Below are 25,793 nucleotides of genomic sequence, written 5' to 3'. Positions count from 1 at the left end.
CGATTCATCCCATCGGGGAGTGCCCTTGGACCCGGAAGTCGACGACGCCGACGCCCGGTCCACCCGGCCGCACCTGGCGGCCCGGGATCAGTCGGCCCGCCGGTACCGCGCGACCCGGACCGAACCGGTCACCGGGACCGGGTCGGGCAGCCGCGCGAGCGCGTCGGCCAGGCGCTGCGGATCGGTGTGCCAGGCGTTGGGCCCCATGCCGACCACGGCCGCCGCCGCCGCGTGCCCGAGCCGCAGCTCGAACTCCACCTCCTCGCCGGCCACCGGGACCAGCCAGGGGCTGAGCTTCTGGTCGATCCGCCGGTCCTTCTCCTCGTCGACCGAGAGCAGGCCCAGCGCCGCCACCAGCTCCCGCAGGTGGCGCGGGGTGGGCGAGACCAGCAGCAGGCTGCCACCCGGGCGCAGCACCCGGTGGATCTCGGCACCGTTGCGGGGCGCGAAGACGTTGAGCACCAGGTCGGCGCAGCCGTCGGCCAGCGGCAGCGGGCGCCAGGCGTCGCAGACCACGGCGCCGGCCCCGGGGTGCGCCTTGGCCGCACGGCGCAGGGCGAACTTGGAGATGTCCAGCGCCGCGCCGGCGGCTCCGGGCAGCGCGTCGAGCACCTGGGCGAGGTAGTACCCGGTGCCCGCGCCCAGGTCCACCACCAGGCGCTCCGGCCCGTCGGCGGAGGCGGCAGCCGACCCGGCGACGGACGAGCCGGCGACGGACGAGCTGAGGGCCGCGGCGGCCAGCGCCCGCGCGATCGGCCGGTAGTGCCCGGCGGCGAGGAAGTCGGCCCGGGCGGCGACCATCTCGGCGGTGTCCCCGGTGCCGGTGTGCGCGTCGCCGGGCAGCAGGCTGACGTAGCCCTGCTTGGCCACGTCGAAGGCGTGGCCGCCCGCGCAGCGCAGGGTGCGCCCGGCCTCGTCGAACGCGAGGCCGAGGGCACAGTGGGGGCAGGTCAGGTACCGCTCGATGTCCCGGAGCACCGACCTACCTTAGACCCCCGCCCCCGGCTGCTCCTGCGTCACTCCGTGTCGTCGTCGCCGTCCTCCCCCGGCACCCCTTCGCCGGCCGCCTCGTCGACCACCCAGCCGCCCAGCCGCTCGGCCACCCCGTCGATGCCCAGCCGGCCCTCGCGGATCGCCCGGGCCAGGCTGCGCACCTCCCGGGCGGTGGTGGCGACGTGGCAGCCGCTGGCCACCAGGTAGGCGTAGGCGACCGCGGTGGCGAACAGTTCGTTGGTCCGCTCCAGGGCCGGGACCCGGATCAGCTGGTGCATCAGGGCGGCGGCGCGGTCCTGCGGCTCGGGGTAGACGGCGATGTCGAAGATCTCCGCCTGGTGCCGCGCGACGGCCGCCAGCAACGAGCCGTAGTCGGTCACCTGTGGGTCCCCGGGGGTGTACTGCTCAGCGGTCATGAGCAGCCAGGACAGGTCGACCTCCAGCCTCAACGACGGCCGCCAGGCCGCTCGCCCGCCGCACCGTGCTCGCCGAACTCGGCGAGGAACTCGTTCTCGAACTCCTTCATGAACTGGGCCGCCGCGTCCACGAACGTCAGTCCGGTCTCGCCCATGTCCTGCTGGACGAGTCGCTCGATGTACTGGTTCATGCTGATCCCCTGCTGCTCCGCCCGTTCCCGGGCCATCTCGGCGGTGGTGGCGTCCACCCGCACGTTGAGCTGCTTCTTACCCATGCCCTCGAAGCTAGCGCTGTTGTGCTAGCTCGACAAGGGCGCGGACCGGGCCAACTCGCGCGCCCCCGGCCCGAGTCGCGAGCCGCCCGTTCTGCTCGGACGGTGGAGGGTATGACTCTCTTCCCGAACGACATCCTCCCCGGTCCGCTGCAGCAGTTGGCACGGGCCGCCTGGCAGGCGCTGCTGCTGGCGGGGCTCGCGGCGGCGGTGCTCGGTGTGCTGGTGCTGGCCTGGCCGCACGCGACGCTGGTCGTCGTCGGCGTGCTCTTCGGGCTGTTCCTCCTGGTCAGCGGGTTGGTTCAGCTTGCCGCCGCCTTCGGTACGCACACCGCGACGGCCCTGCGGGTGATGGCCTTCATCAGCGGCGCGCTGTCGATCGTGCTGGGCCTGTTCTGCTTCCGCGGCACGCTGGAGTCGATCCTGCTGCTGGGCCTGTGGATCGGCATCGGCTGGCTGTTCCGCGGGATCACCCAGATCATGGCGGCGGCCTCCGACCCCGGTACGCCGGCCCGCGGCTGGCTGATCCTGCTGGGCGCGATCAACGCGCTGGCCGGGATCGTGCTGGTCAGCTGGCCGATCCGGTCGGTCACCGTGCTGACGGTGGTCGCCGGCTGCTGGCTGCTGGCGGTCGGGCTGGTGGAGATCGCCACCGCGCTGCGGATGCGCCACCTGGGCAAGCGGATCGCCGCCGGCTGAGCAGGCCCGGGCCCGGCCGGAGCGGCGGGCGAACAGACGGGGCCCGTCCGGCGCAATCCGCCGAACGGGCCCCGTCAACGGCTCAGGCCAGGTCCCCGCCCACGGGCTCCAGGATCGCCACGCACTCGAAGTGGTGCGTCATCGGGAACAGGTCGAACGCGCGCAGCGAGACGGGCCGGTAGCCGCCCTCGGCGAAGAACGCCAGGTCGCGCGCGAGGGCGGCCGGGTCGCAGGCCACGTACGCGATCCGGCGGGCCTCCAGACCGACCAGGTGCTGCACGGTCTCGCGCCCGGCGCCGGCCCGCGGCGGGTCGAGCACGATCAGGTCGGTGCTGGTGATCCCGGTGCGCGGCAGCAGGGTCTCCACCTTGTCGCACTCGATCTGCACGTTCTCCAGCTCGGCCAGGTTGTGCCGGGCGTCCTGCACCGCCTGCTTCGAGGACTCGATGCCGAGCACCGCGCCGTCCTCGCCGACCCGGTCGGCCAGCGCGCCGGCGAAGAGCCCGACGCCGCAGTAAAGGTCGAGCGCGTTCTCGCCCCACTGCGGGTCGAGGCCGGTCAGCACCGCGTCGACCAGGGTGTCCGGGGCCTCGGGGTGGATCTGCCAGAAGCCGCCGTTGGTGACCCGCCAGGTCCGCCCGGCCGCCCGCTCGCGCACGAAGTTGCGCCCGTGCACCCGGTGCAGCAGCTCCTGCTCGTCGATCCGGGTGATCGAGACGGGCTTGTCCAGCTCGACCAGCGGCAGCTGCTCGCCCGGCAGCGGGCGCAGGATCAGCTGGCGGTCCGAGGAGCCGGAGGCGGCGATCGCCTCCACCGCGGCGAGACCGGTCCAGTCCCGGGCCTCGATGCCCAGCTCGGTCACGCCGGGCGCGGCGATCAGGCAGCGGTCGATCAGCTGGACCTCGTGCGAGCGGTGCTTGCGCAGCCCGACCTGGCCGCTCTCGCCGTCCACGGCGTACTGCACCCGGGTCCGCCAGGCCGGCACCTCGCCGGCCTGCAGCTTGCCGCCCACCGGCTCCACACTGCCGTCCCAGCCGGCCTCGGCCGGGGTGAGGCCGGCCAGCTTGGCCAGCTGCTCGGTCAGCACCTGGACCTTGAGCTTGCGCTGGCCGCCCGGGCTGACGTGCTGCCAGTCGCAGCCGCCGCAGCGGCCGGGGCCGGAGAACGGGCAGGGCGCCTCGATCCGGTCCTTGGCGGGCTGCAGGATCTCCACGGCGTCGGCGCGCAGGAAGCGCGACTTGGTGGTGCCCTCGGTGACCTCGACGATCGCCCGCTCGCCGGGCAGCGCGTGCCGCACGAAGAGCACCCGGCCCTCGTGCCGCGCCACGCAGTGGCCGCCGCCGTGCGCGACCGCGCCGATCTCGACCTCGTAGCGCTCGCCGACCAGCGGGTCGCCGCCCGGGCCCTTGGGCACGCGCGGCGCGGCGGGCCGAGCGGTGCGCGTCGGCCGCTGCGCGCGGGGGGCGCGCGCCTGCTTGGCGCCACCCTCCTTCGCGCCGCGCTCCTTGGCGCCGCCCTGCTTCGACGCACCGGCGGCCTTCTTCGCCGCCCCGCCGCCCGAGGCCTTCACCGCCCCGGTCCGCACCTGGCCGACCGGCGCCGGGCTCGGCCGACCGCCGGCCTGCCCCTCGCGCGGCTCACGCGGCGGCTCGCCCGGGGCCAGCGGCGCGGTCTGCGCCGTGTAGCCCTCACGGTCGGTGGCGGCCGGGCGTGCCGCCTTGGCCCCCCAGCGCGGCCGGGCGACCTGGCCGACCTTGCCGGCCTGCCCAGCCTTGCCGGCCTTGCCGGACTTGCCAGACTTGCCCGAGGAGCGGGGCGGGGTGTTGCGACTCACGAAGTGGTGTCCTTGCTGGGCTCGGCGGAATTCTGGGCCGCGTCGAGGAGCCCGACCGAACCGGGGCCCTCGACCGCGACGGGTGAAGCGGTGGTGTCGGCACCGCGGTCCTGGACCGGACCGGGGTTCTCGACGGAACCCGACGGTACCGTGCGCCGCCGCGGTTCGCCGCGCCGGACGTCCCCCGGGGCCGACCAGCTGCGCGGCGCCCGGCGCCGCTCGGCGGACTCCAGCTGCCAGGGCACCGAGGTCACCATCACCCCGGGCCGGAAGAGCAGCCGCCCCTTGAGCCGCAGTGCGCTCTGGTTGTGCAGCAGGTGCTCGTACCAGTGCCCGACCACGTACTCGGGGATGTGCACGCTCACCACCGCGCCCGGGGTGGCCCGGCGCAGGTGCTTGACGTACGCCAGCACCGGACCGGTGACGTCCCGGTACGGCGACTCCAGCACCCGCAGCGGCACGTCCACCTCGCGGGCCAGCCACTCCTCGCGCAGCGCCCGGGTGTCGGCCGGGTCGACGTCGACGGTGACCGCCTCCAGCGTGTCGGGCTGGGTCAGCCCGGCGTAGGCCAGCGCCCGCAGGGCCGGGTTGTGCAGCCGGGAGACCAGCACGATGGCGTGGATCCGGGTCGGCAGCACAGCGGCCTCGGCCCGCGGACCGGGGGTCAGCTCCTCGGCCACCCGGTCGTAGTGCCGGCGGATCGCCTTCATCAGCACGTAGAGCACCGCCATGGTGGCGATCGCGATCCAGGCGTGGCCGATCTTGGTGACCAGCACCACCAGCAGCACGGCCGCGGTCATCACCAGGCCGAAGGCGTTGATCGCCCGCGAGCGGAGCATCCGGCGCCGGGCCCTGGGGTCGGTCTCGGTGCGCAGCAGCCGGGTCCAGTGCCGGATCATGCCGGACTGGCTCATGTTGAAGGAGACGAAGACTCCGACTATGTACAGCTGGATCAGCCGGTTCGGGTCGGCGCCGAAGGCGGCGATGAAGACGATGGCGACGGCGGCCAGCAGGATGATGCCGTTGGAGAAGGCCAGCCGGTCACCGCGGGTGTGCAGCTGGCGCGGCAGGTAGCGGTCCTGGGCCAGGATCGAGCCGAGCACCGGGAAGCCGTTGAAGGCGGTGTTGGCGGCCAGCACCAGGATCAGGCCGGTGACGGCGGCGATCAGATAGAAGCCCGGGGTGAAGTTGGCGAAGACCGCCTCGGAGATCTGCGCCAGCGCCGTCTTCTGGTGGTAGCCGGCGGGGGCGCCGAGCAGCTGCCGGGCCGGGTCCTCGGCCATCTGGGTGCCGGTCAGATGGGCCAGGTAGATGATCCCCATGAACATGGTGACGGCGACCGTGGCCATCAGCAGCAGCGTGGTGGCGGCGTTCTTGCTCTTGGGTGCCCGGAAGGCCGGCACGCCGTTGCTGATCGCCTCGACCCCGGTGAGCGCGGCGCATCCCGAGGAGAAGGCGCGCAGCAGCAGGAAGACCAGCGCGAAGCCGGTCACCGCCTCGTTGCCCGCGGTGGGCTGCAGTTGGAAGCCGGCGCTCTCGGCGTGCATCGTGGCGCCGAAGACCAGGTGGCGCACCACCCCGTAGAGCACCATGCCGAGCACGCCGGCCATGAAGGCGTAGGTGGGGATGGCGAAGGCGGTGCCGGACTCCCGCACGCCGCGCAGGTTCATCGCCATCAGCAACAGCACCAGGGTGACGCTGAGCAGCAGCTCATGGCCGCGCAGCGCGGGTAACGCGGAGACCACGTTCGCCACGCCCGAGGTGGTCGAGACGGCCACGGTCAGCACGTAGTCGACCATCAGTGCGCTCGCCACCACCAGCCCCGCGCTCTGGCCGTGGTTGACGGTGGCGACCTCGTAGTCGCCGCCGCCGCTCGGGTAGGCGTGCACGTTCTGCCGGTAGGAGGCGACCACGGCGAGCATCACCATCGCCACCACCAGGCCGATCTGCCAGGAGAAGCGGATCGCCGAGACGCCCGCCAGGGAGAGGGTGAGCAGGATCTCCTCGGGGGCGTAGGCGACCGAGGAGAGTGCGTCCGAAGCGAACACCGGCAGCGCGATGCGCTTGGGCAACAGCGTCTCGCCGAGCTTGTCGCTGCGCAGTGCGCGGCCGATCAGGATGCGTTTGGGGACCTCGGTCAGACTGGGCACGTTAAGAAATCGTAAGGGCTCTTGCCGCCCCGGTGTAGCGCACCTCACGCCCGTCGCGACCTAGTCCGATGAACCGGATAGCGTGTCGAATGACGAACTTACGGGCAACACTCCGGTTGCCGAGCCGCTCCCGCCCGACGGGTGCGGCCCCCACTCGCCCCCGGTCGCCGGGCACGGAAGGATGATGAACGGTGTTTGCGCAGGTCAAGACCCCAACGGACCGGGTGAGGTAAGAGCACCGTGCACATCGTCATCATGGGTTGCGGGCGCGTCGGTTCCGCCCTTGCCAGAGCCCTGGAGAAGCAGGGCCACTCGGTGGCCGTCGTCGACCAGGACCCCACCGCGTTCCGCCGCCTGGGCGCCGGGTTCCGCGGGCGCCGGGTGACCGGTGTCGGCTTCGACCAGGACACCCTGCGCGAGGCCGGGATCGAGGAGGCCGGGGCCTTCGCCGCCGTCAGCAGCGGCGACAACTCCAACATCATCGCGGCCCGGGTCGCCCGGGAGAACTTCGGCGTGGAGCACGTCGCGGCCCGGATCTACGACCCCCGCCGCGCCGAGGTCTACCAGCGCCTGGGCATCCCGACCGTGGCCACCGTGCGGTGGACGGCCGACCAGATGCTGCGACGGCTGCTGCCCACCGGCGCCGAGCCGCTGTGGCAGGACCCGAGCGGCACCGTCCAGCTGGCCGAGGTGGCCTTCGCCCCGTCCTGGATCGGTCACCGGTTCACGGAGCTGGAGGAGGCGGCCGGCGCCCGGGTGGCGTACATCACCCGGCTCGGCGAGGGCGTGCTGCCCACCGCCCAGATGGTGGTGCAGGAAGGCGACCTGGTGCACATGATGCTGCGCCGGGCGGATCAAGCGGCGGTCGAGGCCGCGTTCGCCAAGGGTCCGGAGGAGGGTCACTGATGCGGGTAGCGATTGCGGGAGCGGGTGCGGTCGGCCGGTCGATCGCCGGCGAGCTGCTGGAGAACGGCCACGAGGTGCTGCTCGTGGACAAGAACCCCAACTCCATCTCGGTGGAGCGGGTGCCGATGGCGGAGTGGCTGCTGGCCGACGCCTGCGAGATCACCGCGCTGGACGAGGCTGCGCTCCAGCAGTGCCACGTGGTGATCGCGGCCACCGGCGACGACAAGGTCAACCTGGTGGTCTCGCTGCTGGCGAAGACCGAGTACGGGGTGCCCCGGGTGGTCGCGCGGGTGAACAACCCGAAGAACGAGTGGCTCTTCAACGAGTCCTGGGGCGTGGACGTGGCGGTCTCCACGCCGCGCCTGATGTCCGCGCTGGTCGAGGAGGCGGTGAGCGTCGGCGACCTGGTCCGGCTGATGCGCTTCAGCCAGGGCAACGCCAACCTCGTCGAGCTGACCCTGGCGCCGGACACCGAGCTGGTCGGCACCCGGGTCGGGGACGTCAGCTGGCCGACCGACACCGCGCTGGTGACGATCATCCGCGAGGGCCGGGTGCTGGTGCCGGCCCGCGACGACACCCTGGAGTCCGGGGACGAGCTGCTCTTCGTGGCCGCGCAGGAGCGCGAGGAGGAGCTGGAGGCGCTGCTCTCGGCGGGCTCCGGCGCGCAGTAGGGCGCGGACGCACGCGAGGGCCCGCCTCCCCCGATCGGGAGGCGGGCCCTCGCGCTGTGCGGTCCGTGCCCTGCGGTCAGGAATCCTCGGGCTGCTCGGCCTTGATCGGCGGCGGCGCGGTGAGCAGGATCCGCCAGGTCACGTACATCGCCAGCAGCATCGGCGGGATGCCGAGCGCCACCTTGAGCCAGCCCAGCAGGTTGATGTTGTCGGTGAAGTAGAGCGGGAAGAGGATCACCGGCTTGATGCCCATGATCACCGCCCAGGCCCAGGTGGCCTTGGTATAGGCGGCCAGCCGGCCGGGGTTCTGGGTCCGCCAGGTGAACATCTCGCCCGTCACCGGGCCCAGGGTCAGGCCGATCAGCGGCCAGCGGACCAGTGCGGAGACCGCCAGGCCCAGGGCGTAGCCGACGTTCCACAGCAGCCCGGGCAGGTAGAAGTTCTCCGCCTTGCCGGTCTTCATCGAGATGTACGCGCCGATGGCCACCCCGAAGACGCCGCTGAAGGCGTGCTGGATGGTCTCCCGGCGCAGCAGCCGGATCACCACGAAGACGCCGCTCAGCGCGAGCGCGCCCCAGGCGGCGGTGGAGACCTGGTGGGTCAGGTTGTAGGTGACGATGAAGGCCAGGCCCGGCAGGGTCATGTCGATCATGCCGCGGACGCCGCCGAAGGCCTGGATGATCGAGTCCGCGGCCTCCTTGCGGGCGGCCTCGTCCTGGGCGGCCCGCTCGCGGGCCTCCTCCTCGGTCAGCGCCTCGTCGGGCGAGACCCCCGGGGGGAACTGCTGGTTCTCAGTGATCAGTGTGTGCGGGGCGGCGTGGTCGCCGCCGGGCGGATTGGTCACTGGTGATCGCTCCCCTGTCCCACCGGACGCAGCTCGTAGCGAGGGTTGAAGAGCACGCGGCGCCCGCGTGCGTGGCTGATCCGGCCGCTGGCGGTGAGCCGGCGGCCCGGCTCTATCCCGTTGATCGAGCGGCGCCCGAGCCAGACCACGTCCAGCGCGTCCGTCCCGTCGAAGAGCTCGGCCTCCAGCGCCGGCACGCCGGCCCGCGGGCGGAGCGTGACGGTGCGCAGGGTGCCCGCCACGGTGACCACGTCGCGGTCGCCGCAGTCGGCGATCGGCGTGCAGCCGCACACCACGGAGTCCTGGCGCAGCTCCTCGGCCTGGAGCTCCTCCGTACTGGAGGTGAGCCGGGTGAACATCCGGCGCAGGCGGCCCTGCGGCTGGTCGCTGCTGTTACCACTCATGATGAAAGGCTACCGGCTGGACCCCCGCCACCGGGGCCCCGTGACACGTTCGCCTCAGGGTTCGAAGCGGTATCCCATGCCGGCCTCGGTGATGAAGTGGCGCGGGTGCGACGGATCCACCTCCAGCTTGCGGCGCAGCTGGGCCAGGTAGACCCGCAGGTAGTTGGTCTCGGTGCGGTACGCCGGGCCCCAGACCTCCTGCAGCAGCTGGGTCTGGCTGACCAGCCGGCCGGCGTTGCGCACCAGCACCTCGAGCAGGTGCCACTCGGTGGGCGTGAGGCGGATGTCGGTGCCGTCCCGGTTGACCTTCTTGGCCGCCAGGTCGACGGTGAACGCCTCCGTCGTCACCAGGGAGTCGTCCTCACCGGCCACCGGCTCGGCCCGGCGCACGGCCGCGCGCATCCGGGCCAGCAGCTCGTCCATGCCGAACGGCTTGGTGACGTAGTCGTCCGCCCCCGCGTCCAGCGCCTCGACCTTCTCGTCGGAGGCGTGCCGGGCCGACAGGACGATGATCGGCACCCGGGTCCAGCCGCGCAGACCCTTGATCACCTCGACCCCGTCCATGTCGGGCAGGCCGAGGTCGAGCACCACCACGTCGGGATGGCGGGCGGCGGCCAGTTCGAGGGCGCTGGCACCGTCATGGGCCGCGTCGACCTCGTACTTGCGGGCCTTGAGGTTGATCACCAGGGCGCGGACGATCTGCGGTTCGTCGTCCACGACGAGGACCCGGGTCATGCGAGCTCCGTCTTTCGGGGGGCCAGGGAAGAGGTGGTCAGCGGGGGTTGGGCGGGCGGATCGGGCGCCTGATCGGAGCCGGTGGAGCCGTCCCCCGGCTCGGGCGGATGTTCGACGGCGGGCAGCGAGACCACCATGGTCAGTCCACCGCCCGGGGTGTCCTCGGCCGTGATGGTGCCGCCCATCGCCTCGACGAAGCCGCGGGCCACGGCGAGGCCGAGCCCGACGCCCGCGCCGCGCGGGGCGTCGCCGTAGCGCTGGAAGGGCGCGAAGATCTTCTCCTTGGCCTCCTCGGGGACCCCGCGCCCCCGGTCGACCACGCGAAGCTCGACTCTTCCCGCCGCGCCGGCCGCCCCGAGGCCGGCCGGCGCGGGCTCCAGCACATCGGCCTTGACCAGCACCTTCACGTCCGGCGGGCTGTACTTCACGGCGTTCTCGATCAGGTTGGCCAGCGCCCGTTCCAGCAGCCCGGCATCGGCCGGCACCATCGGCAGGGTCTCCGGCACGTCCAGGCGCACCGACTCCAGCGGGACCCCGCCGAGCGCGAAGGGCACCACCTCGTCCAGGTCCACCTCCTGGATCAGCGGGGTGACCGTGCCGGTCTGCAGCCGGCTCATGTCCAGCAGGTTGTTGATCAGGTGGTCCAGCCGGTCGGCACCCGCCTCGATGCCCGCGAGCAGCTCCCGCTCGTCCGCCTCGTCCCACTGGACGTCCTCGGCCCGCAGCGAGGAGACGTTGGCCTTGATCCCGGCCAGCGGGGTGCGCAGGTCGTGCGAGACGGCGGCCAGCAGCGCGGTGCGGATCCGGTTGCCCTCGGCCTGGCGGCGGGCGGCGGCGGCCTCCTTGGCCAGCCGGCGGCGCTCCAGCAGGACGGAGGCCTGGGCGGCGAAGGCGCCGAGCAGCCGACGGTCCGCGGCCGGCAGGACGCGACCGGAGAGCACCAGCGCGAGGTTCTCGCCCAGCGGCACGTCCGCGTCCCCGTCCTCCGGGCGGCTCGGCGGCTGGGAGCCGCTGGCGGCCGTGCAGGTCCACGGCTCGTGCTCGTCCAGGCGCTCCAGCAGCGCCACCGCGTCCTGCTGGAAGGTCTCCCTGACCTGGTCGAGCAGGGCGCTCAGGCCCTCACCGGTGGGTGCCCGCAGCACGGTGCCGGCCAGCGCGCTGAGCGTCTGGGCCTCGGCCTGGCTGCGCGCCGCCTCGTGGGTGCGCCGGGCGGCCAGGTCCACCACCGTGGCCACCGCGATGCCCACCGCCGTGAAGATGCCCACCGCCAGGATGTTCTGCGGATCCGAGATGGTCAGGGTGTGGGTCGGCGGGGTGAAGTAGTAGTTGAGCGCGGTGGAGCTGACCACCGCGGAGGCGATCGCCGGGAAGAGGCCGCCGACCAGCGCCGCCGAGATCGTCACCGAGAAGAAGAGGAGCATGTCGGTGGGCAGCCCGGTGTCGCGCACCTGGGTCAGCAGCACGGCCAGCAGCGGCGGACCGGCCACGCCGATCAGCCAGCCGCTGATGGCGCGGGGACGGCCGAGATCGGTCACCTTGCGCAGCGGCAACCGCCGGCCGCGACCGTGCGCCACGTGCTCGTGGGTGACGATGTGCACGTCGATGTCGCCCGAGTCGCGGGCCACCGTGGAGCCGACACCGGGACCGTAGACGTACTGCCAGGCCTTGCGGCGGCTGGAGCCGAGCACGATCTGGGTCGCGTTCACCCCGCGGGCGAAGTCCAGCATGGCGTGCGCCGGGTCGTCGCCCAGCACGGTGTGGAAGCTGCCGCCCAGGCTCTCCACCAGCGCGCGCTGCTCGATCAGCGCCTGCGGGGAGCCGCCGGTCGCCAGGCCGTCGGAACGCGTGATGTGCACGGCGAGCAGCTCGCTGCCCGAGCCCTTGGCGGCGATCCGCGCGGCCCGGCGGATCAGCGTGGCGCCCTCGGGGCCACCGGTCAGGCCGACCACGATCCGCTCGCGGGCCTGCCAGGTGCTGTCTATCCCCTGCTCGGCGCGGTAGGTCTGCAGGTACTCGTCCACCCGGTCGGCGGTCCACAGCAGCGCCAGCTCGCGCAGCGCGGTCAGGTTGCCGGGGCGGAAGTAGTTGGAGAGCGCCGCGTTGATCTTCTCCGGCGCGTAGACGTTGCCGTGGGCCAGCCGCCGGCGCAGCGCCTGCGGGGACATGTCGACCAGCTCGATCTGGTCGGCCCGGCGGACCACCTCGTCGGGCACCGTCTCACGCTGGCGCACGCCCGTGATGCCCTCGACCACGTCACCCAGCGACTCCAGGTGCTGGATGTTGACGGTGGATATCACGTCGATGCCGGCTGCGAGCAGCTCCTCGACGTCCTGCCAGCGCTTGGCGTTACGGCTGCCCGGGACGTTGGTATGAGCCAGCTCGTCCACCAGGGCCACCTGCGGCTTGCGGGCCAGCAGCGCGTCCAGGTCGAGCTCGGTGAACTCGGCGCCCCGGTGCTCCATCACCCGCCGCTGCACGGCCTCCAGGCCGTTCAGCAGCTCCGCGGTGTTGGACCGGTTGTGGTGCTCGACGAATCCGACCACCACGTCCGTGCCGCGGGCCAGCCGCCGGTGCGCCTCGCAGAGCATCGCGTACGTCTTCCCCACCCCGGGGGCCGCCCCGAGGTAGATCCGCAGCCTTCCGCGTGCCATGCGTCCCATTCTTGATCGTGCCCACGCCCGGGACCACCCCCGGACGCCTGTTCGCGCAGTCGAGACTACGGGGTGAGGCGGCGCTCGCCTTCGATCAGGCTGGTCGGAAGGTAGATTTAGCGGCATCTTGACGACCTATGGGGGCTCTCGCCAACGCGTTCGACGACCGGCCCGCACCCGGGGTTCACTCCACGATGTGGCCGTCGCGCAGCTCGATCACCCGGTCGGCCAGCTCCATCAGCTGGGGGTCGTGGGTCGCCACCAGGACCGTCACGCCCTCGCTGCGCACCACGGCGCGCAGCAGCTCCATCACCGAGCGGCCGGTCTCCGAGTCGAGCTGACCGGTCGGCTCGTCCGCGATGATCAGAGCCGGCTCGTTCGCCAGCGCCCGGGCGATCGCCACCCGCTGCTGCTGCCCGCCGGACATCTCGGTGGGCCGCTGCTCCGCGTGGTCGGCCAGCCCCACCAGTGCGAGCAGCGTGGCCACCCGCTCCTCGCGCTGGGCCGTCGGGACCTTGCGCAGACGCATCGGCACCCCGACGTTCTCCGCCGCGGTCAGGATCGGGATCAGTCCGAAGGACTGGAAGACGAAGCCGATCCGGTCGCGTCGCAGCCCGAGGCGGCCGGGCTCGTCCAGCTCGGCGAGGTTCTCGCCGTCCAGCGTGATCCGGCCCGAGGTCGGACCGTCCAGGCCGCCGACCAGGTTGAGCAGGGTGGTCTTGCCGGAGCCGGAGCGGCCACGGAGCGCGGTGAGCTCGCCGCGCCGAACACTGAACGAGACACCGCGCAGCGCGTGCACGGCGGTGTCACCACTGCCGAAACTGCGCCAGACGTCCTCGACCTCGATCATGGGCGCGAGCGTGGTGCTCATCTGCTGCTGACTCACAGTGCGGTCCCCTCCCGTTCCGCCGGCATCCGGCAGTCACCTGGATCAGTACGGTAACCCCGAACAGGTGATCCGCGGGGGGTTCGGAGCCGAGGATTTCCCTTATGGGCCGCCCAGGGCGGCAGCGGGCTCTCTCACGCGGCAAGCGCGGCCGGGCGGAATTGGTCATGAACGCGAAAAAGCCCCGCACCCGGTCTCCCGGGGCGGGGCTTTCTCTGAATGATTGTTCGGCGGCGTCCTACTCTCCCACAGGGTCCCCCCTGCAGTACCATCGGCGCTGTGAGGCTTAGCTTCCGGGTTCGGAATGTAACCGGGCGTTTCCCTCACGCTATGACCACCGAAACACTATGAAACTGTCGACCGCAACCCGCCCGTTCTTTCCCTGGCGGGGGTCGTTGTTTCAGAACAACACAGTGGACGCGAGCAACTGAGGACAAGCCCTCGGCCTATTAGTACCGGTCAGCTCCACCCCTTACAGGGCTTCCACATCCGGCCTATCAACCCAGTCGTCTACTGGGAGCCTTACCCTCTCAAGGAGGTGGGAGTGCTCATCTCGAAGCAGGCTTCCCGCTTAGATGCTTTCAGCGGTTATCCCTCCCGAACGTAGCCAACCAGCCATGCCCTTGGCAGGACAACTGGCACACCAGAGGTTCGTCCGTCCCGGTCCTCTCGTACTAGGGACAGCCCTTCTCAACACTCCTACGCGCACAGCGGATAGGGACCGAACTGTCTCACGACGTTCTAAACCCAGCTCGCGTACCGCTTTAATGGGCGAACAGCCCAACCCTTGGGACCTACTCCAGCCCCAGGATGCGACGAGCCGACATCGAGGTGCCAAACCATCCCGTCGATATGGACTCTTGGGGAAGATCAGCCTGTTATCCCCGGGGTACCTTTTATCCGTTGAGCGACGGCGCTTCCACAAGCCACCGCCGGATCACTAGTCCCTGCTTTCGCACCTGCTCGACCCGTCGGTCTCACAGTCAAGCTCCCTTGTGCACTTACACTCAACACCTGATTGCCAACCAGGCTGAGGGAACCTTTGGGCGCCTCCGTTACTCTTTAGGAGGCAACCGCCCCAGTTAAACTACCCACCAGACACTGTCCCTGATCCGGATCACGGACCCAGGTTAGACATCCAGCACGACCAGAGTGGTATTTCAACGTCGACTCCACAACAACTGGCGTTGCCGCTTCAAAGTCTCCCACCTATCCTACACAAGCCGAACCGAACACCAATATCAAGCTATAGTAAAGGTCCCGGGGTCTTTCCGTCCTGCTGCGCGAAACGAGCATCTTTACTCGTAATGCAATTTCACCGGGCCTATGGTTGAGACAGTCGAGAAGTCGTTACGCCATTCGTGCAGGTCGGAACTTACCCGACAAGGAATTTCGCTACCTTAGGATGGTTATAGTTACCACCGCCGTTTACTGGCGCTTAAGTTCTCAGCTTCGCCCCGACGAATCAGAGCTAACCGGTCCCCTTAACGTTCCAGCACCGGGCAGGCGTCAGTCCGTATACATCGCCTTACGGCTTCGCACGGACCTGTGTTTTTAGTAAACAGTCGCTTCTCGCTGGTCTCTGCGGCCGGCCCCAGCTCGGGCAGCAAGTGCCTCCACCAGTTCCGGCCCCCCTTCTCCCGAAGTTACGGGGGCATTTTGCCGAGTTCCTTAACCATAGTTCACCCGAACGCCTCGGTATTCTCTACCTGACCACCTGAGTCGGTTTGGGGTACGGGCCGCCATGAAACTCGCTAGAGGCTTTTCTCGACAGCATAGGATCATCCACTTCACCACAATCGGCTCGGCATCAGGTCTCAGACTATGTGCAAGGCGGATTTGCCTACCTTGCGTCCTACACCCTTACCCCGGGACAACCACCGCCCGGGCTGGACTACCTTCCTGCGTCACCCCATCGCTCACCTAATACCCTGTTGGATCAGCGGCTCCACCACGTCCCATTGTCCGAAGACTCCGGGCCGGCTTCACGGCTTTAGCATTCAGAGGTTCAGCGTTGGCGCTTCAAAGCGGGTACGGGAATATCAACCCGTTGTCCATCGACTACGCCTGTCGGCCTCGCCTTAGGTCCCGACTTACCCTGGGCAGATCAGCTTGACCCAGGAACCCTTGGTCAATCGGCGCAAGAGTTTCCCACTCTTGTATCGCTACTCATGCCTGCATTCTCACTCGTATACCGTCCACGACTGGATTCCTCCGCCGCTTCACCCGGCACACGACGCTCCCCTACCCATCCACAGCGCCGTTGGGCGTATTCTGTGAATGACACGACTTCGGTGGTGTGCTTGAGCCCCGCTACATTGTCGGCGCGGAATCACTTGACCAGTGAGCTATTACGCACTCTTTCAAGGGTGGCTGCTTCTAAGCCAACCTCCTGGTTGTCTCTGCGACTCCACATCCTTTCCCACTTAGCACACGCTTAGGGACCTTAGTCGGTGTTCTGGGCTGTTTCCCTCTCGACCATGGAGCTTATCCCCCACAGTCTCACTGCCACGCTCTCACTTACCGGCATTCGGAGTTTGGCTAAGGTCAGTAACCCGGTAAGGCCCATCGCCTATCCAGTGCTCTACCTCCGGCAAGAAACACGTGACGCTGCACCTAAATGCATTTCGGGGAGAACCAGCTATCACGGAGTTTGATTGGCCTTTCACCCCTAACCACAGGTCATCCCCCAGGTTTTCAACCCTGGTGGGTTCGGTCCTCCACGCGGTCTTACCCGCGCTTCAACCTGCCCATGGCTAGATCACTCCGCTTCGGGTCTTGGGCATGCAACTCAACCGCCCTATTCGGACTCGCTTTCGCTACGGCTACCCCACACGGGTTAACCTCGCTACACACCGCAAACTCGCAGGCTCATTCTTCAAAAGGCACGCAGTCACGGCTGATCAGCAAGCTGACCAACGACGCTCCCACGGCTTGTAGGCACACGGTTTCAGGTACTATTTCACTCCGCTCCCGCGGTACTTTTCACCATTCCCTCACGGTACTATCCGCTATCGGTCACTAGGGAATATTTAGGCTTAGCGGGTGGTCCCGCCAGATTCACACGGAATTTCTCGGGCTCCGTGCTACTTGGGAGAAGCTCAAGTGAGCCGTACAAGTTTCGTCTACGGGGGTCTTACCCTCTACGCCGGACCTTTCGCATGTCCTTCGACTACCCATACGGTTTCTGACTCACCCGATCGCCGGCAGACGACCGAAGAACTTTCCCACGACCCCGAAGTGGCAACCCCTGCCGGGTCTCACACCACAACGGTTTAGCCTCATCCGGTTTCGCTCGCCACTACTCCCGGAATCACGGTTGTTTTCTCTTCCTGCGGGTACTGAGATGTTTCACTTCCCCGCGTTCCCTCCACATACCCTATGTGTTCAGGTATGGGTGACAGCCCATGACGACTGCCGGGTTTCCCCATTCGGACACCCCCGGATCAAAGCTCGGTTGACAGCTCCCCGGGGCCTATCGCGGCCTCCCACGTCCTTCATCGGTTCCTAGTGCCAAGGCATCCACCGTGCGCCCTTAAAAACTTGGCCACAGATGCTCGCGTCCACTGTGCAGTTCTCAAACAACGACCAGACACCCACCTACACAACCCGGCAAACACCAGGTCGGTCCGTGGGACCGGCACTGAGACAACGATTACTCGTTCCCTCAGGACCCAACAACGTGCCCGACACACCAGATCACCCGTAACCGTTCCACGCCGAAGCAGTACTAGGAAACAACCAACCCTGTGTGCCGAATAGTCAACGTTCCACCCATGAGCAACCGTGCGAGACATTCGCTCGCATCCGGCCATGTGCTCCTTAGAAAGGAGGTGATCCAGCCGCACCTTCCGGTACGGCTACCTTGTTACGACTTCGTCCCAATCGCTGGTCCCACCTTCGACGGCTCCCTCCCAAGGGTTAGGCCACCGGCTTCGGGTGTTACCGACTTTCGTGACGTGACGGGCGGTGTGTACAAGGCCCGGGAACGTATTCACCGCAGCATGCTGATCTGCGATTACTAGCAACTCCAACTTCATGGGGTCGAGTTGCAGACCCCAATCCGAACTGAGGCCGGCTTTTTGGGATTCGCTCCACCTCACGGTATCGCAGCCCTTTGTACCGACCATTGTAGCACGTGTGCAGCCCAAGACATAAGGGGCATGATGATTTGACGTCGTCCCCACCTTCCTCCGAGTTGACCCCGGCAGTCTCCTGTGAGTCCCCATCACCCCGAAAGGCATGCTGGCAACACAGAACAAGGGTTGCGCTCGTTGCGGGACTTAACCCAACATCTCACGACACGAGCTGACGACAACCATGCACCACCTGTATACCGACCACAAGGGGGCGACTATCTCTAGCCGTTTCCGGTATATGTCAAGCCTTGGTAAGGTTCTTCGCGTTGCGTCGAATTAAGCCACATGCTCCGCTGCTTGTGCGGGCCCCCGTCAATTCCTTTGAGTTTTAGCCTTGCGGCCGTACTCCCCAGGCGGGGAACTTAATGCGTTAGCTGCGGCACCGACGACGTGGAATGTCGCCAACACCTAGTTCCCAACGTTTACGGCGTGGACTACCAGGGTATCTAATCCTGTTCGCTCCCCACGCTTTCGCTCCTCAGCGTCAGTAATGGCCCAGAGATCCGCCTTCGCCACCGGTGTTCCTCCTGATATCTGCGCATTTCACCGCTACACCAGGAATTCCGATCTCCCCTACCACACTCTAGCCTGCCCGTATCGAATGCAGACCCGGGGTTAAGCCCCGGGCTTTCACATCCGACGCGACAGGCCGCCTACGAGCTCTTTACGCCCAATAATTCCGGACAACGCTCGCACCCTACGTATTACCGCGGCTGCTGGCACGTAGTTAGCCGGTGCTTCTTCTGCAGGTACCGTCACTTGCGCTTCTTCCCTGCTGAAAGAGGTTTACAACCCGAAGGCCGTCATCCCTCACGCGGCGTCGCTGCATCAGGCTTTCGCCCATTGTGCAATATTCCCCACTGCTGCCTCCCGTAGGAGTCTGGGCCGTGTCTCAGTCCCAGTGTGGCCGGTCGCCCTCTCAGGCCGGCTACCCGTCGTCGCCTTGGTAGGCCATTACCCCACCAACAAGCTGATAGGCCGCGGGCTCATCCTGCACCGCCGGAGCTTTCCACCAACCCCCATGCAGAGGAAGGTCGTATCCGGTATTAGACCCCGTTTCCAGGGCTTGTCCCAGAGTGCAGGGCAGATTGCCCACGTGTTACTCACCCGTTCGCCACTGATCCACCCCGAAGGGCTTCACCGTTCGACTTGCATGTGTTAAGCACGCCGCCAGCGTTCGTCCTGAGCCAGGATCAAACTCTCCGTGAATGTCTGCTCGGCAGTGCTTAATTAAAAGCACGAGCAACACCCGCGTCGAGCGGCACGACAACCACCGGAATAGGGTGGCCTCGCGCACTGCGTCCTCGCTAGTGTTTTACTTCAAAAGGAATCTCCAACCCCGATCAGTGATCGAGGCCGGGGATGTCAACATATCTGGCGTTGACTTTTGGCACGCTGTTGAGTTCTCAAGGAACGGACGCTTCCTTTGCAGCCACTTCCGTGGCCCCTCCGGGCGCTTCGTTCTTTCGTGTTTCCAGCTTATCAGATCCGGCTCAGTGCCTTTTCCGCTTCGCTTTCCGCATTTCGCTTCAGGCCTTTCGGCTTTCCACTGTCCCCGACTCTACCAGAGTTTCAGTTTCGCTATTTCCTTCGAAAAGGACGTGCGAAACCGCCAAGCTGTTCGTCCGGGGGTTTCGCCTCCGAACCGCTCCTGCGGTCGGGGCAACTCGGAGAACATTACGCACCAGCGGCTCCGGAGTCAAACCGGCCCCGGGCAGCCGAGCTGCCCGGGGCCGGTCAGGCGCGGGTGATGCCCGCGATCGAAGGCGAGGTCAGACCTCGACCACGACCGGCAGGATCATCGGCCGGCGGCGGTAGTTGTCCGCCACCCACTTGCCGATGGTGCGGCGCACCAGCTGCTGCACCTGGCGCACCTCCAGCACGCCGTTGTCGGCGGACTTGCGCAGCGCCTCCTCCAGCTTCTGGACGACCGGGCCGAAGGCGTTGTCGTCGATGCCGGAGCCGCGGGCCTGGATGGTCGGGCCGCTGACGATCTTCCCGCTGGTGGAGTCCACCACGACGAAGACCGAGATGAAGCCCTCCTCGCCGAGGATCCGGCGGTCCTTCAGCGAGGACTCGGTGATGTCGCCGACCGAGGACCCGTCGACGTACACGTACCCGGCCTGCACCTTGCCGACGATCTTCGCGACGCCGTCGACCAGGTCGACCACCACGCCGTCCTCGGCGATCACGGTGCGGTTCTTCGGCACGCCGGTCTTGATGCCGAGATCGGCGCAGGCGCGCAGGTGGCGCCATTCGCCGTGCACCGGCATCAGGTTCTTCGGGCGGCAGATGTTGAAGAAGTAGAGCAGCTCACCGGCCGAGGCGTGGCCGGAGACGTGCACCTTGGCGTTGCCCTTGTGCACGACGTTGGCGCCCCAGCGGGTCAGGCCGTTGATGACCCGGTAGATCGCGGTCTCGTTGCCCGGGATGAGCGAGGAGGCCAGGATCACGGTGTCGCCCTCGACGATCCGGATCTGGTGGTCGCGGTTGGCCATCCGGGACAGCGCGGCCATCGGCTCGCCCTGCGAACCGGTGCAGACCAGCACGACCTCCTTGTCCGGGAGGTCGTCGAGCTGCTTGACGTCCACGATCAGGTTGCCGGGGACCTTCAGGTACCCGAGGTCGCGGGCGATGCCCATGTTGCGGACCATCGAGCGGCCGACGAAGGCGACCTTCCGCTTGTACTCGTGCGCGGCGTCCAGCACCTGCTGGATGCGGTGCACGTGACTGGCGAAGGAGGCGACGATGATGCGCTTGTCCGCATTGGCGAAGACGTTGCGCAGCGCGGCGGAGATGTCGCGCTCGTGCGGGATGAAGCCGGGGACCTCGGCGTTGGTGGAGTCCACCAGCAGCAGGTCCATGCCCTCCTCGGCCAGCTTGGCGAAGGCCGGCAGGTCGGTCAGGCGGCCGTCCAGCGGGAGCTGGTCCATCTTGAAGTCACCGGTGGCGACGACCATCCCGGCGGGCGTGCGGACGGCGACCGCGAGCGCGTCCGGGATGGAGTGGTTGACCGCGATGAACTCGCAGTCGAAGGGGCCGATCTGCTCGCGCTGGCCTTCGACGACCTCCAGCACGTAGGGCCGGATCCGGTGCTCGGCGAGCTTGGCCTCGATCAGGGCCAGGGTCAGCTTCGAGCCGATCAGCGGGATGTCCGGGTTCTCCCGGAGCAGGTACGGGACCGCGCCGATGTGGTCCTCGTGGCCGTGGGTCAGCACGATGCCGTCGACCTTGTCGAGGCGGTCCCGGATCGAGGAGAAGTCCGGGAGGATCAGGTCGATGCCCGGCTGCTCGTCCTCGGGGAAGAGCACCCCGCAGTCGATGATGAGCAGCCGTCCGGCGTGCTCCAGCACGGTCATGTTGCGACCGATCTCCCCGAGGCCGCCGAGCGGGGTGATCCGGATCGCGTTCGGCGCGAGCGCGGGGGGCGCGCCGAGGTCAGGGTGAGGGTGGCTCAAAAGACTCTCCTTCGCGCCGCGCGCCACATGCCCGGGGGTCTCCCGGCGACATATGGCGCGCGGCTTGTACTAGCTACCTGTCAGGTCGATCCGCCCGTCACCGAGCGGCTGGCTTGCTGCGCCTCGCGCCTGCTCCGGTCCAGCGGCGGATCCCCGGGTGCGGCAACGGGGGTCCGGCGAGCCGGGGGCGCGCACGTCTCTTTGCTACAGGTGTACCCCGCCTGCGGCGAGATCCTGCTTCAATTGCGCGATCTCCTCGGGTGTGGCGTCGACCAGCGGCAGCCGGACCGGGCCGGCCGGGTGTCCCTGCAGGTTCAGCGCCGCCTTGGAGAGGATCAGGCCCTGGGTGCGGAACATCCCGGTGAAGACCGGCAGCAGGCTCTGGTGGATGGCGGTGGCCTCGGCCACCCGGCCCGCGGTGTGGGCCTCGATCATCGCGCGCAGCTGCTCGGAGACCACGTGGCCGACCACGCTCACCACGCCGACCGCGCCGACGGAGAGCAGCGGCAGGTTGAGCATGTCGTCACCGGAGTACCAGGCGAGGCCGGAGCGGGCGATCGCCCAGGCCGCGGCGCCCAGGTCGCCCTTGGCGTCCTTGTTGGCGACGATCCGCGGGTGCTCGCCGAGCCGGACCAGCGTCTCGTGGCTCAGCGCGACGCCGCTCCGACCCGGGATGTCGTAGAGCATCACCGGCAGCCCGGTGGCGTCGGCCACCGCGACGCTGTGCCGGTACAGGCCCTCCTGCGGGGGCTTGCTGTAGTACGGGGTGACCACCAGCAGACCGTGGGCGCCGGCGGCCTCGGCCTGCCGGGCCAGCTCCACGCTGTGCGCCGTGTCATTGGTGCCGACGCCCGAGATCACCTGGGCCCGGTCGCCGACCGCCGCCACCACGGCCCGCACGAGCTCCGCCTTCTCGGCGTCGCTGGTGGTCGGCGACTCGCCGGTGGTGCCGTTGAGCACCAGTCCGTCGTTGCCGGAGTCCACCAGGTGGGTCGCCAGGCGCTGGGCGCCGTCGAGGTCGAGCTCACCATCGGGGGTGAACGGGGTCACCATCGCGGTCAGAACCCGGCCGAAGGGCGCGGTGGCGAGGGCAGCTGTCGGTGTGGAGGTCGGAGCCATGGGTCCAAAAATACTCGTAGCCGATAAGGAGGCCGTGACTCCGGTCCAAGGTTCGGACAGCGGGAGCCCGGAGAGCCGGCCTGAAATCCGGACACATCATAGGATTCCGGCGCCACCCGCTCGGGGGTTCAAGTGGCGCCGGAATCCGTGCCCTGAGCCTAGGGAGCGCCCGAATCGGTCGCAATCCAGACATGCCGGGCCAATGCGTCCATATGCCTATCCGGCCAGGTCAGGGCGCGACCCGACCGTGCTCGTTGAAGGCCGCATGGGTGAGCGGCATCAGCTCGGCCCAGATCGCCTCCATCCGCTCGGCCACCATCTCGATCTCCCGCTGCGGGAAGCTCGGCACCTTGGCGTTCTCCGCCTTGGTGCGCAGCGAGAGGAAGTGCATCAGCGAACGGGCGTTGCAGGTCGCGTACATGGAGGAGAACAGGCCCACCGGCAGCACCGCGCGGGCCACCTCACGGGCCACGCCGGCGGCCAGCATCTCCTGGTACTCGGCGTAGGCCTGGGTGTAGGAGCGCTCCATCGCCGTGGTCACCGTCTTGTGCTGCTCGGCGGTGCCCTCGACGAACTCGTACCGGCCGGGGCGGCCCTGCTGGACCAGCTTGCGCTCCTGGCCCGGGACGTAGAAGACCGGCTGCAGCTCGCGGTAGCGCCCGCTCTCCTCGTTGTAGGACCAGCCGCTGCGGTGGCGGTGGAACTCGCGGAAGACGAAGATCGGCGCGCTGATGAAGAAGGTCATCGAGTTGTGCTCGAACGGGGTGCCGTGCCGGTCGCGCATCAGGAAGTTGATCAGGCCCGTGGACTTCGCCGGGTCCTGCGCCAGCGACTCCAGGGACTGCTCGCCCTTGGTCGAGACGCGGGCCGCCCAGAGCACGTCGGTGTCGGTGGCGGCGCTGCGGACCAGCTCCACCGTGACGTCGCTGCGGAACGTGGGGGTGGCCGCTGCTTCGTCGGTCACGGGTTACTCCTCAACTTGATGGCGTGGTGCATGGTCTTGCGGGCCCGCGGAGTGTCCCCGGCATCCGCGTACGCGACGGCGAGGCGGAACCAGACCCGCCAGTCGCCCGGCTCGGCCTCGGCCTCGGCCCGTCGCTTGGCGAACACCTCGTCGGCCGAGGCGCGGTCGATCCGTCCGCCGGAGGTGCGGCGCAGCTCGTCCACCGGCAGGCCGCCCTCGGCCTCCAACTCGCGCGACATCGCCTCGGTGGTGCGCCCGAACCTGACCGTCTGGCGCAGGAACCACACGCCGATGCCCGGGATGATGAACGCGCAGATCCCGATGCCGATGCCGAACGGCTTTCCGGTGGCGATGAGTTGGACGCCCTCGCCGACGCAGACCAGCGCGGTCAGCAGCAGCACGGCGGCGAGGATGAAGAAGCCGGTACGGGAGGTCATTCGCGGTTCACCGGCTCACAGGTCGAGGAAGTTTTCGAGACCCAGGGTCCGCCCCGGGGTCTGCCCGACCCGGCGCACCCCGAGCAGGATGCCGGGCATGAAGCAGCTGTGGTGCAGCGAGTCGTGACGGATCGTCAGGGTCTCGCCGGTGTCCCCGAAGAGCACCTCCTGGTGGGCCAGCAGGCCGCGCAGCCGCACCGCGTGCACCGGCACCCCGTCGACGTCCGCACCGCGGGCACCGGGCAGCCCGTGGGTGGTCGGGTCCGACTGCCGCGGCAGGCCGGCCGCGTCCCGGGCGGCGGCGATCAGCTGCGCGGTGCGGGTGGCGGTGCCCGAGGGGGCGTCGGCCTTGCGGTCGTGGTGCAGCTCGACCACCTCGACGGACTCGAAGTACTTCGCCGCCTGCTGGGCGAAGTGCATGGTGAGCACCGCGCCGATGGAGAAGTTGGGGGCGATCAGCAGCCCGACCTCGGGCAGCCGGGCGAGCCAGTGGTCCACCTCGGCGAGCCGTGCCTCGTCCCAGCCGGTGGTGCCGGTGACCACGTGGATGCCGTTGTGCAGGCAGAAGTCGAGGTTGCGCATCACCGAGTCGGGGTGGGTCAGCTCGACGGCCACCTCGGCGCCGCTCTCCACCAGGGTCTCCAGCTTGGAGCCCCGGCCGAGCGCGGCGACCAGCTCCAGGTCCTCGGCGGCCTCGACGGCCTTGACGGCCTCCGAGCCGATCCGGCCGGTGGCGCCGATCACGGCGACGCGCAGGGTCATGAGCTGTCCTTTCAGAGCAGGGGGCGTTGGTCAGACGAGGTCGGCGAGCCTGGCCGCGCGCTTGTCGGCGATCGGCCCGATCAGCGCCAGCGAGGGCCGGTGGGCGCCCAGCACGTCCTGGGCCACCTCCTGGACGTCCTCCAGGGTGACGCCCGCGATCTTCTCCAGCATCTCGTCCACCGACAGGTGGTGGCCGTAGGCCAGCTCGGCCTTGCCGATCCGGTTCATCAGCGAACCGGTGTCCTCCATGCCGAGCACGGTGGAGCCGGAGATCTGGCCGATCGCGCGGCGCAGCTCCTCCTCGGTGATCCCCTCGTCGACCACCTTGGCCAGCTCGGTGCGGCAGATCCGCAGCACCTCCTCGACCCGCTTGGGCTGGCAGCCGGCGTAGATGCCGAACAGGCCGCTGTCCGCGTAGGAGGAGGAGTAGGAGTAGACCGAGTAGGCCAGGCCGCGCTTCTCGCGGACCTCCTGGAAGAGCCGCGAGCTCATGCCGCCGCCGAGCGCGGAGTTGAGCACGCCCATCGCCCAGCGCCGCTCGTCGTGCCGCGGCAGTCCGGGCACCCCGAGCACCAGGTGGGCCTGCTCGGTGGACCGGTTGAGCACCTCGACCCGTCCCGCGGTGCGCATCGCCCGCAGGCCGCGGCGGGCCTCGGCGGGCGCCGCGTCGGACTTGGCGAGCAGGCCGGCGAAGGCCCGCTCGACCTGCTTGACCACCGTGCGGTGGTCCAGGTTGCCGGCGGCGGCCACCACCAGGTGCTCGGGCTTGTAGCGGCGCTTGAAGAAGCCGGCGATCTGCTCGCGGGTCAGCGCCTTGACGGTCTCCTGGGTGCCCAGGATCGGACGGCCCAGCGGGGCGTCGCCGTAGATCACCTTGGCGAACAGGTCGTGCACCACGTCGCCCGGGTCGTCCTCGGCCATCGCCATCTCCTCGAGGATGACGCCGCGTTCGGCCTCCACGTCCTCGGGGCGGATCAGCGAGCCGGTGAGCATGTCGCAGACCACGTCTATGGCGAGCGGCAGGTCGGTGTCGAGCACCCGCGCGTAGTAGCAGGTGTTCTCCTTCGCGGTGAAGGCGTTCATCTCGCCGCCGACCGCGTCCAGGGCGGCCGAGATCTCCAGCGCGCTGCGCTTCTCGGTGCCCTTGAAGAGCAGGTGCTCCAGGTAGTGGGTGGCGCCGTTCAGCACCGGGGTCTCGTCCCGGGAGCCGACACCGACCCAGATGCCGAAGGTCGCCGAGCGCACGGTCGGCAGCGTCTCGGTGACGACCCGCAGGCCACCGGGAAGGACGGTACGGCGCACCGTGCCGGCGCCGTCCACGCCCTTCAGCAGGGTGCGGGTGGTACCGGGGCGCTGCGTGGTCGCCGAGGCCTGGGCCACGAAGGGTTCCTCTCAAACACGGGACAACAGGGTGCGGCCCGTACGCTCCGAGTCCGGAACGTACGGGCCGCGG

At 68.8% G+C, this 25,793-nt stretch carries 19 protein-coding genes and 3 rRNA genes; 3 read left to right on the top strand and 19 right to left on the bottom strand.

Annotated elements, in window-relative coordinates:
* Window positions 1-87 precede the first annotated feature (87 nt).
* From OG500_RS25725 to OG500_RS25715, 3 genes are read right to left on the bottom strand one after another with little or no spacing between them, the layout of a single operon-like run.
* A complete protein-coding gene (locus OG500_RS25725; protein ID WP_327069184.1) occupies window positions 88-978 on the bottom strand; it encodes a putative RNA methyltransferase in 891 nt (296 codons plus the stop codon).
* 38 nt (window positions 979-1,016) lie between these two features.
* Window positions 1,017-1,442 carry a fic family toxin-antitoxin system, toxin component gene (locus OG500_RS25720; RefSeq protein ID WP_327069183.1) on the bottom strand — a complete coding sequence of 142 codons (426 nt, stop codon included), beginning with the start codon at window positions 1,440-1,442 and terminating at the stop codon, window positions 1,017-1,019.
* Entirely contained in the window at window positions 1,439-1,684 is a 246-nt protein-coding gene (locus tag OG500_RS25715; protein ID WP_327069182.1) for a toxin-antitoxin system HicB family antitoxin, read from the bottom strand. The genes OG500_RS25720 and OG500_RS25715 overlap by 4 nt, the downstream gene beginning before the upstream one ends.
* A gap of 111 nt (window positions 1,685-1,795) precedes the next feature.
* Between OG500_RS25715 and OG500_RS25710 the strand changes: the two genes are divergently transcribed.
* Window positions 1,796-2,380, top strand: coding sequence for an HdeD family acid-resistance protein (locus OG500_RS25710; protein ID WP_329583697.1), 585 nt, complete (start codon window positions 1,796-1,798; stop codon window positions 2,378-2,380).
* An 82-nt stretch (window positions 2,381-2,462) separates the two neighbouring features.
* Here the strand turns inward: OG500_RS25710 and OG500_RS25705 are convergent, their stop codons facing one another.
* Together OG500_RS25705 and OG500_RS25700 are read right to left on the bottom strand one after the other, a co-directional pair.
* Window positions 2,463-3,794, bottom strand: coding sequence for a class I SAM-dependent RNA methyltransferase (locus OG500_RS25705; protein ID WP_327071687.1), 1,332 nt, complete (start codon window positions 3,792-3,794; stop codon window positions 2,463-2,465).
* 416 nt (window positions 3,795-4,210) lie between these two features.
* Window positions 4,211-6,364: an APC family permease gene (locus OG500_RS25700; protein ID WP_329583695.1), complete on the bottom strand. Its 2,154-nt coding sequence runs from the start codon at window positions 6,362-6,364 to the stop codon at window positions 4,211-4,213.
* Window positions 6,365-6,604: 240 nt separating this feature from the next.
* Between OG500_RS25700 and OG500_RS25695 the strand changes: the two genes are divergently transcribed.
* Together OG500_RS25695 and OG500_RS25690 are read left to right on the top strand one after the other, a co-directional pair.
* Window positions 6,605-7,270: a potassium channel family protein gene (locus tag OG500_RS25695; RefSeq protein WP_327069179.1), complete on the top strand. Its 666-nt coding sequence runs from the start codon at window positions 6,605-6,607 to the stop codon at window positions 7,268-7,270.
* Window positions 7,270-7,941, top strand: coding sequence for a potassium channel family protein (locus OG500_RS25690; RefSeq protein WP_327069178.1), 672 nt, complete (start codon window positions 7,270-7,272; stop codon window positions 7,939-7,941). The genes OG500_RS25695 and OG500_RS25690 overlap by 1 nt, the downstream gene beginning before the upstream one ends.
* Window positions 7,942-8,017: 76 nt before the next feature.
* Here OG500_RS25690 and OG500_RS25685 read toward each other — a convergent pair whose 3' ends face one another.
* From OG500_RS25685 to OG500_RS25620, 14 genes are all read right to left on the bottom strand, one after another.
* Window positions 8,018-8,785 carry a DUF3159 domain-containing protein gene (locus OG500_RS25685; RefSeq protein ID WP_327069177.1) on the bottom strand — a complete coding sequence of 256 codons (768 nt, stop codon included), beginning with the start codon at window positions 8,783-8,785 and terminating at the stop codon, window positions 8,018-8,020.
* Window positions 8,782-9,189 carry an OB-fold nucleic acid binding domain-containing protein gene (locus tag OG500_RS25680; RefSeq protein ID WP_327069176.1) on the bottom strand — a complete coding sequence of 136 codons (408 nt, stop codon included), beginning with the start codon at window positions 9,187-9,189 and terminating at the stop codon, window positions 8,782-8,784. Before OG500_RS25680 ends, OG500_RS25685 begins: the two co-directional genes overlap by 4 nt.
* Before the next feature lie 54 nt (window positions 9,190-9,243).
* Window positions 9,244-9,924: a response regulator gene (locus OG500_RS25675; RefSeq protein WP_327069175.1), complete on the bottom strand. Its 681-nt coding sequence runs from the start codon at window positions 9,922-9,924 to the stop codon at window positions 9,244-9,246.
* Window positions 9,921-12,575 carry a sensor histidine kinase KdpD gene (locus OG500_RS25670; protein ID WP_327069174.1) on the bottom strand — a complete coding sequence of 885 codons (2,655 nt, stop codon included), beginning with the start codon at window positions 12,573-12,575 and terminating at the stop codon, window positions 9,921-9,923. The genes OG500_RS25675 and OG500_RS25670 overlap by 4 nt, the downstream gene beginning before the upstream one ends.
* Before the next feature lie 184 nt (window positions 12,576-12,759).
* Window positions 12,760-13,446 (bottom strand): ABC transporter ATP-binding protein, encoded by a 687-nt coding sequence (locus tag OG500_RS25665; RefSeq protein WP_329587741.1) that lies wholly within the window; start codon window positions 13,444-13,446, stop codon window positions 12,760-12,762.
* 240 nt (window positions 13,447-13,686) lie between these two features.
* Window positions 13,687-13,803 (bottom strand): 5S ribosomal RNA (gene rrf / locus OG500_RS25660).
* Window positions 13,804-13,890: 87 nt separating this feature from the next.
* Window positions 13,891-17,010: ribosomal RNA gene (locus OG500_RS25655) — 23S ribosomal RNA — on the bottom strand.
* A 277-nt stretch (window positions 17,011-17,287) separates the two neighbouring features.
* Window positions 17,288-18,809: ribosomal RNA gene (locus tag OG500_RS25650) — 16S ribosomal RNA — on the bottom strand.
* The 16S, 23S and 5S rRNA genes sit together here, the layout of an rRNA operon.
* 563 nt (window positions 18,810-19,372) lie before the next feature.
* Window positions 19,373-21,058: a ribonuclease J gene (locus OG500_RS25645; protein WP_327069172.1), complete on the bottom strand. Its 1,686-nt coding sequence runs from the start codon at window positions 21,056-21,058 to the stop codon at window positions 19,373-19,375.
* Between the two features lie 204 nt (window positions 21,059-21,262).
* Window positions 21,263-22,177, bottom strand: a complete 915-nt coding sequence (gene dapA / locus OG500_RS25640; protein WP_327069171.1) for a 4-hydroxy-tetrahydrodipicolinate synthase — start codon at window positions 22,175-22,177, stop codon at window positions 21,263-21,265.
* 229 nt (window positions 22,178-22,406) lie between these two features.
* Window positions 22,407-23,141, bottom strand: a complete 735-nt coding sequence (gene thyX, locus OG500_RS25635; protein WP_327069170.1) for an FAD-dependent thymidylate synthase — start codon at window positions 23,139-23,141, stop codon at window positions 22,407-22,409.
* The gene (locus OG500_RS25630; RefSeq protein ID WP_327069169.1) at window positions 23,138-23,578 is read right to left on the bottom strand and encodes a tetratricopeptide repeat protein; all 441 of its coding nucleotides are present in this window, start codon (window positions 23,576-23,578) and stop codon (window positions 23,138-23,140) included. Before OG500_RS25630 ends, thyX begins: the two co-directional genes overlap by 4 nt.
* Window positions 23,579-23,593: 15 nt before the next feature.
* A complete protein-coding gene (gene dapB, locus OG500_RS25625) occupies window positions 23,594-24,340 on the bottom strand; it encodes a 4-hydroxy-tetrahydrodipicolinate reductase (protein ID WP_327069168.1) in 747 nt (248 codons plus the stop codon).
* A gap of 30 nt (window positions 24,341-24,370) precedes the next feature.
* Window positions 24,371-25,720 (bottom strand): M16 family metallopeptidase, encoded by a 1,350-nt coding sequence (locus tag OG500_RS25620; RefSeq protein WP_327069167.1) that lies wholly within the window; start codon window positions 25,718-25,720, stop codon window positions 24,371-24,373.
* Window positions 25,721-25,793: the final 73 nt, after the last annotated feature.

The sequence above is a fragment of the Kitasatospora sp. NBC_01250 genome (assembly GCF_036226465.1).
In the GTDB taxonomy this organism is placed as follows: Bacteria; Actinomycetota; Actinomycetes; order Streptomycetales; family Streptomycetaceae; genus Kitasatospora.
Note: the sequence above shows the minus strand (reverse complement) of the source record. Positions and strands in the feature narration are given on the sequence as shown.

Coding starts and splice junctions, on each gene's coding strand:
- OG500_RS25715 (WP_327069182.1), bottom strand. CDS start 1,684: ATGGGTAAGAAGCAGCTCAACGTGCGGGTGGACGCCACCACCGCCGAG.
- OG500_RS25670 (WP_327069174.1), bottom strand. CDS start 12,575: ATGGCACGCGGAAGGCTGCGGATCTACCTCGGGGCGGCCCCCGGGGTG.
- OG500_RS25710 (WP_329583697.1), top strand. CDS start 1,796: ATGACTCTCTTCCCGAACGACATCCTCCCCGGTCCGCTGCAGCAGTTG.
- OG500_RS25665 (WP_329587741.1), bottom strand. CDS start 13,446: ATGAGCACCACGCTCGCGCCCATGATCGAGGTCGAGGACGTCTGGCGC.
- OG500_RS25675 (WP_327069175.1), bottom strand. CDS start 9,924: ATGACCCGGGTCCTCGTCGTGGACGACGAACCGCAGATCGTCCGCGCC.
- dapB (WP_327069168.1), bottom strand. CDS start 24,340: ATGACCCTGCGCGTCGCCGTGATCGGCGCCACCGGCCGGATCGGCTCG.
- OG500_RS25630 (WP_327069169.1), bottom strand. CDS start 23,578: ATGACCTCCCGTACCGGCTTCTTCATCCTCGCCGCCGTGCTGCTGCTG.
- dapA (WP_327069171.1), bottom strand. CDS start 22,177: ATGGCTCCGACCTCCACACCGACAGCTGCCCTCGCCACCGCGCCCTTC.
- OG500_RS25680 (WP_327069176.1), bottom strand. CDS start 9,189: ATGAGTGGTAACAGCAGCGACCAGCCGCAGGGCCGCCTGCGCCGGATG.
- OG500_RS25690 (WP_327069178.1), top strand. CDS start 7,270: ATGCGGGTAGCGATTGCGGGAGCGGGTGCGGTCGGCCGGTCGATCGCC.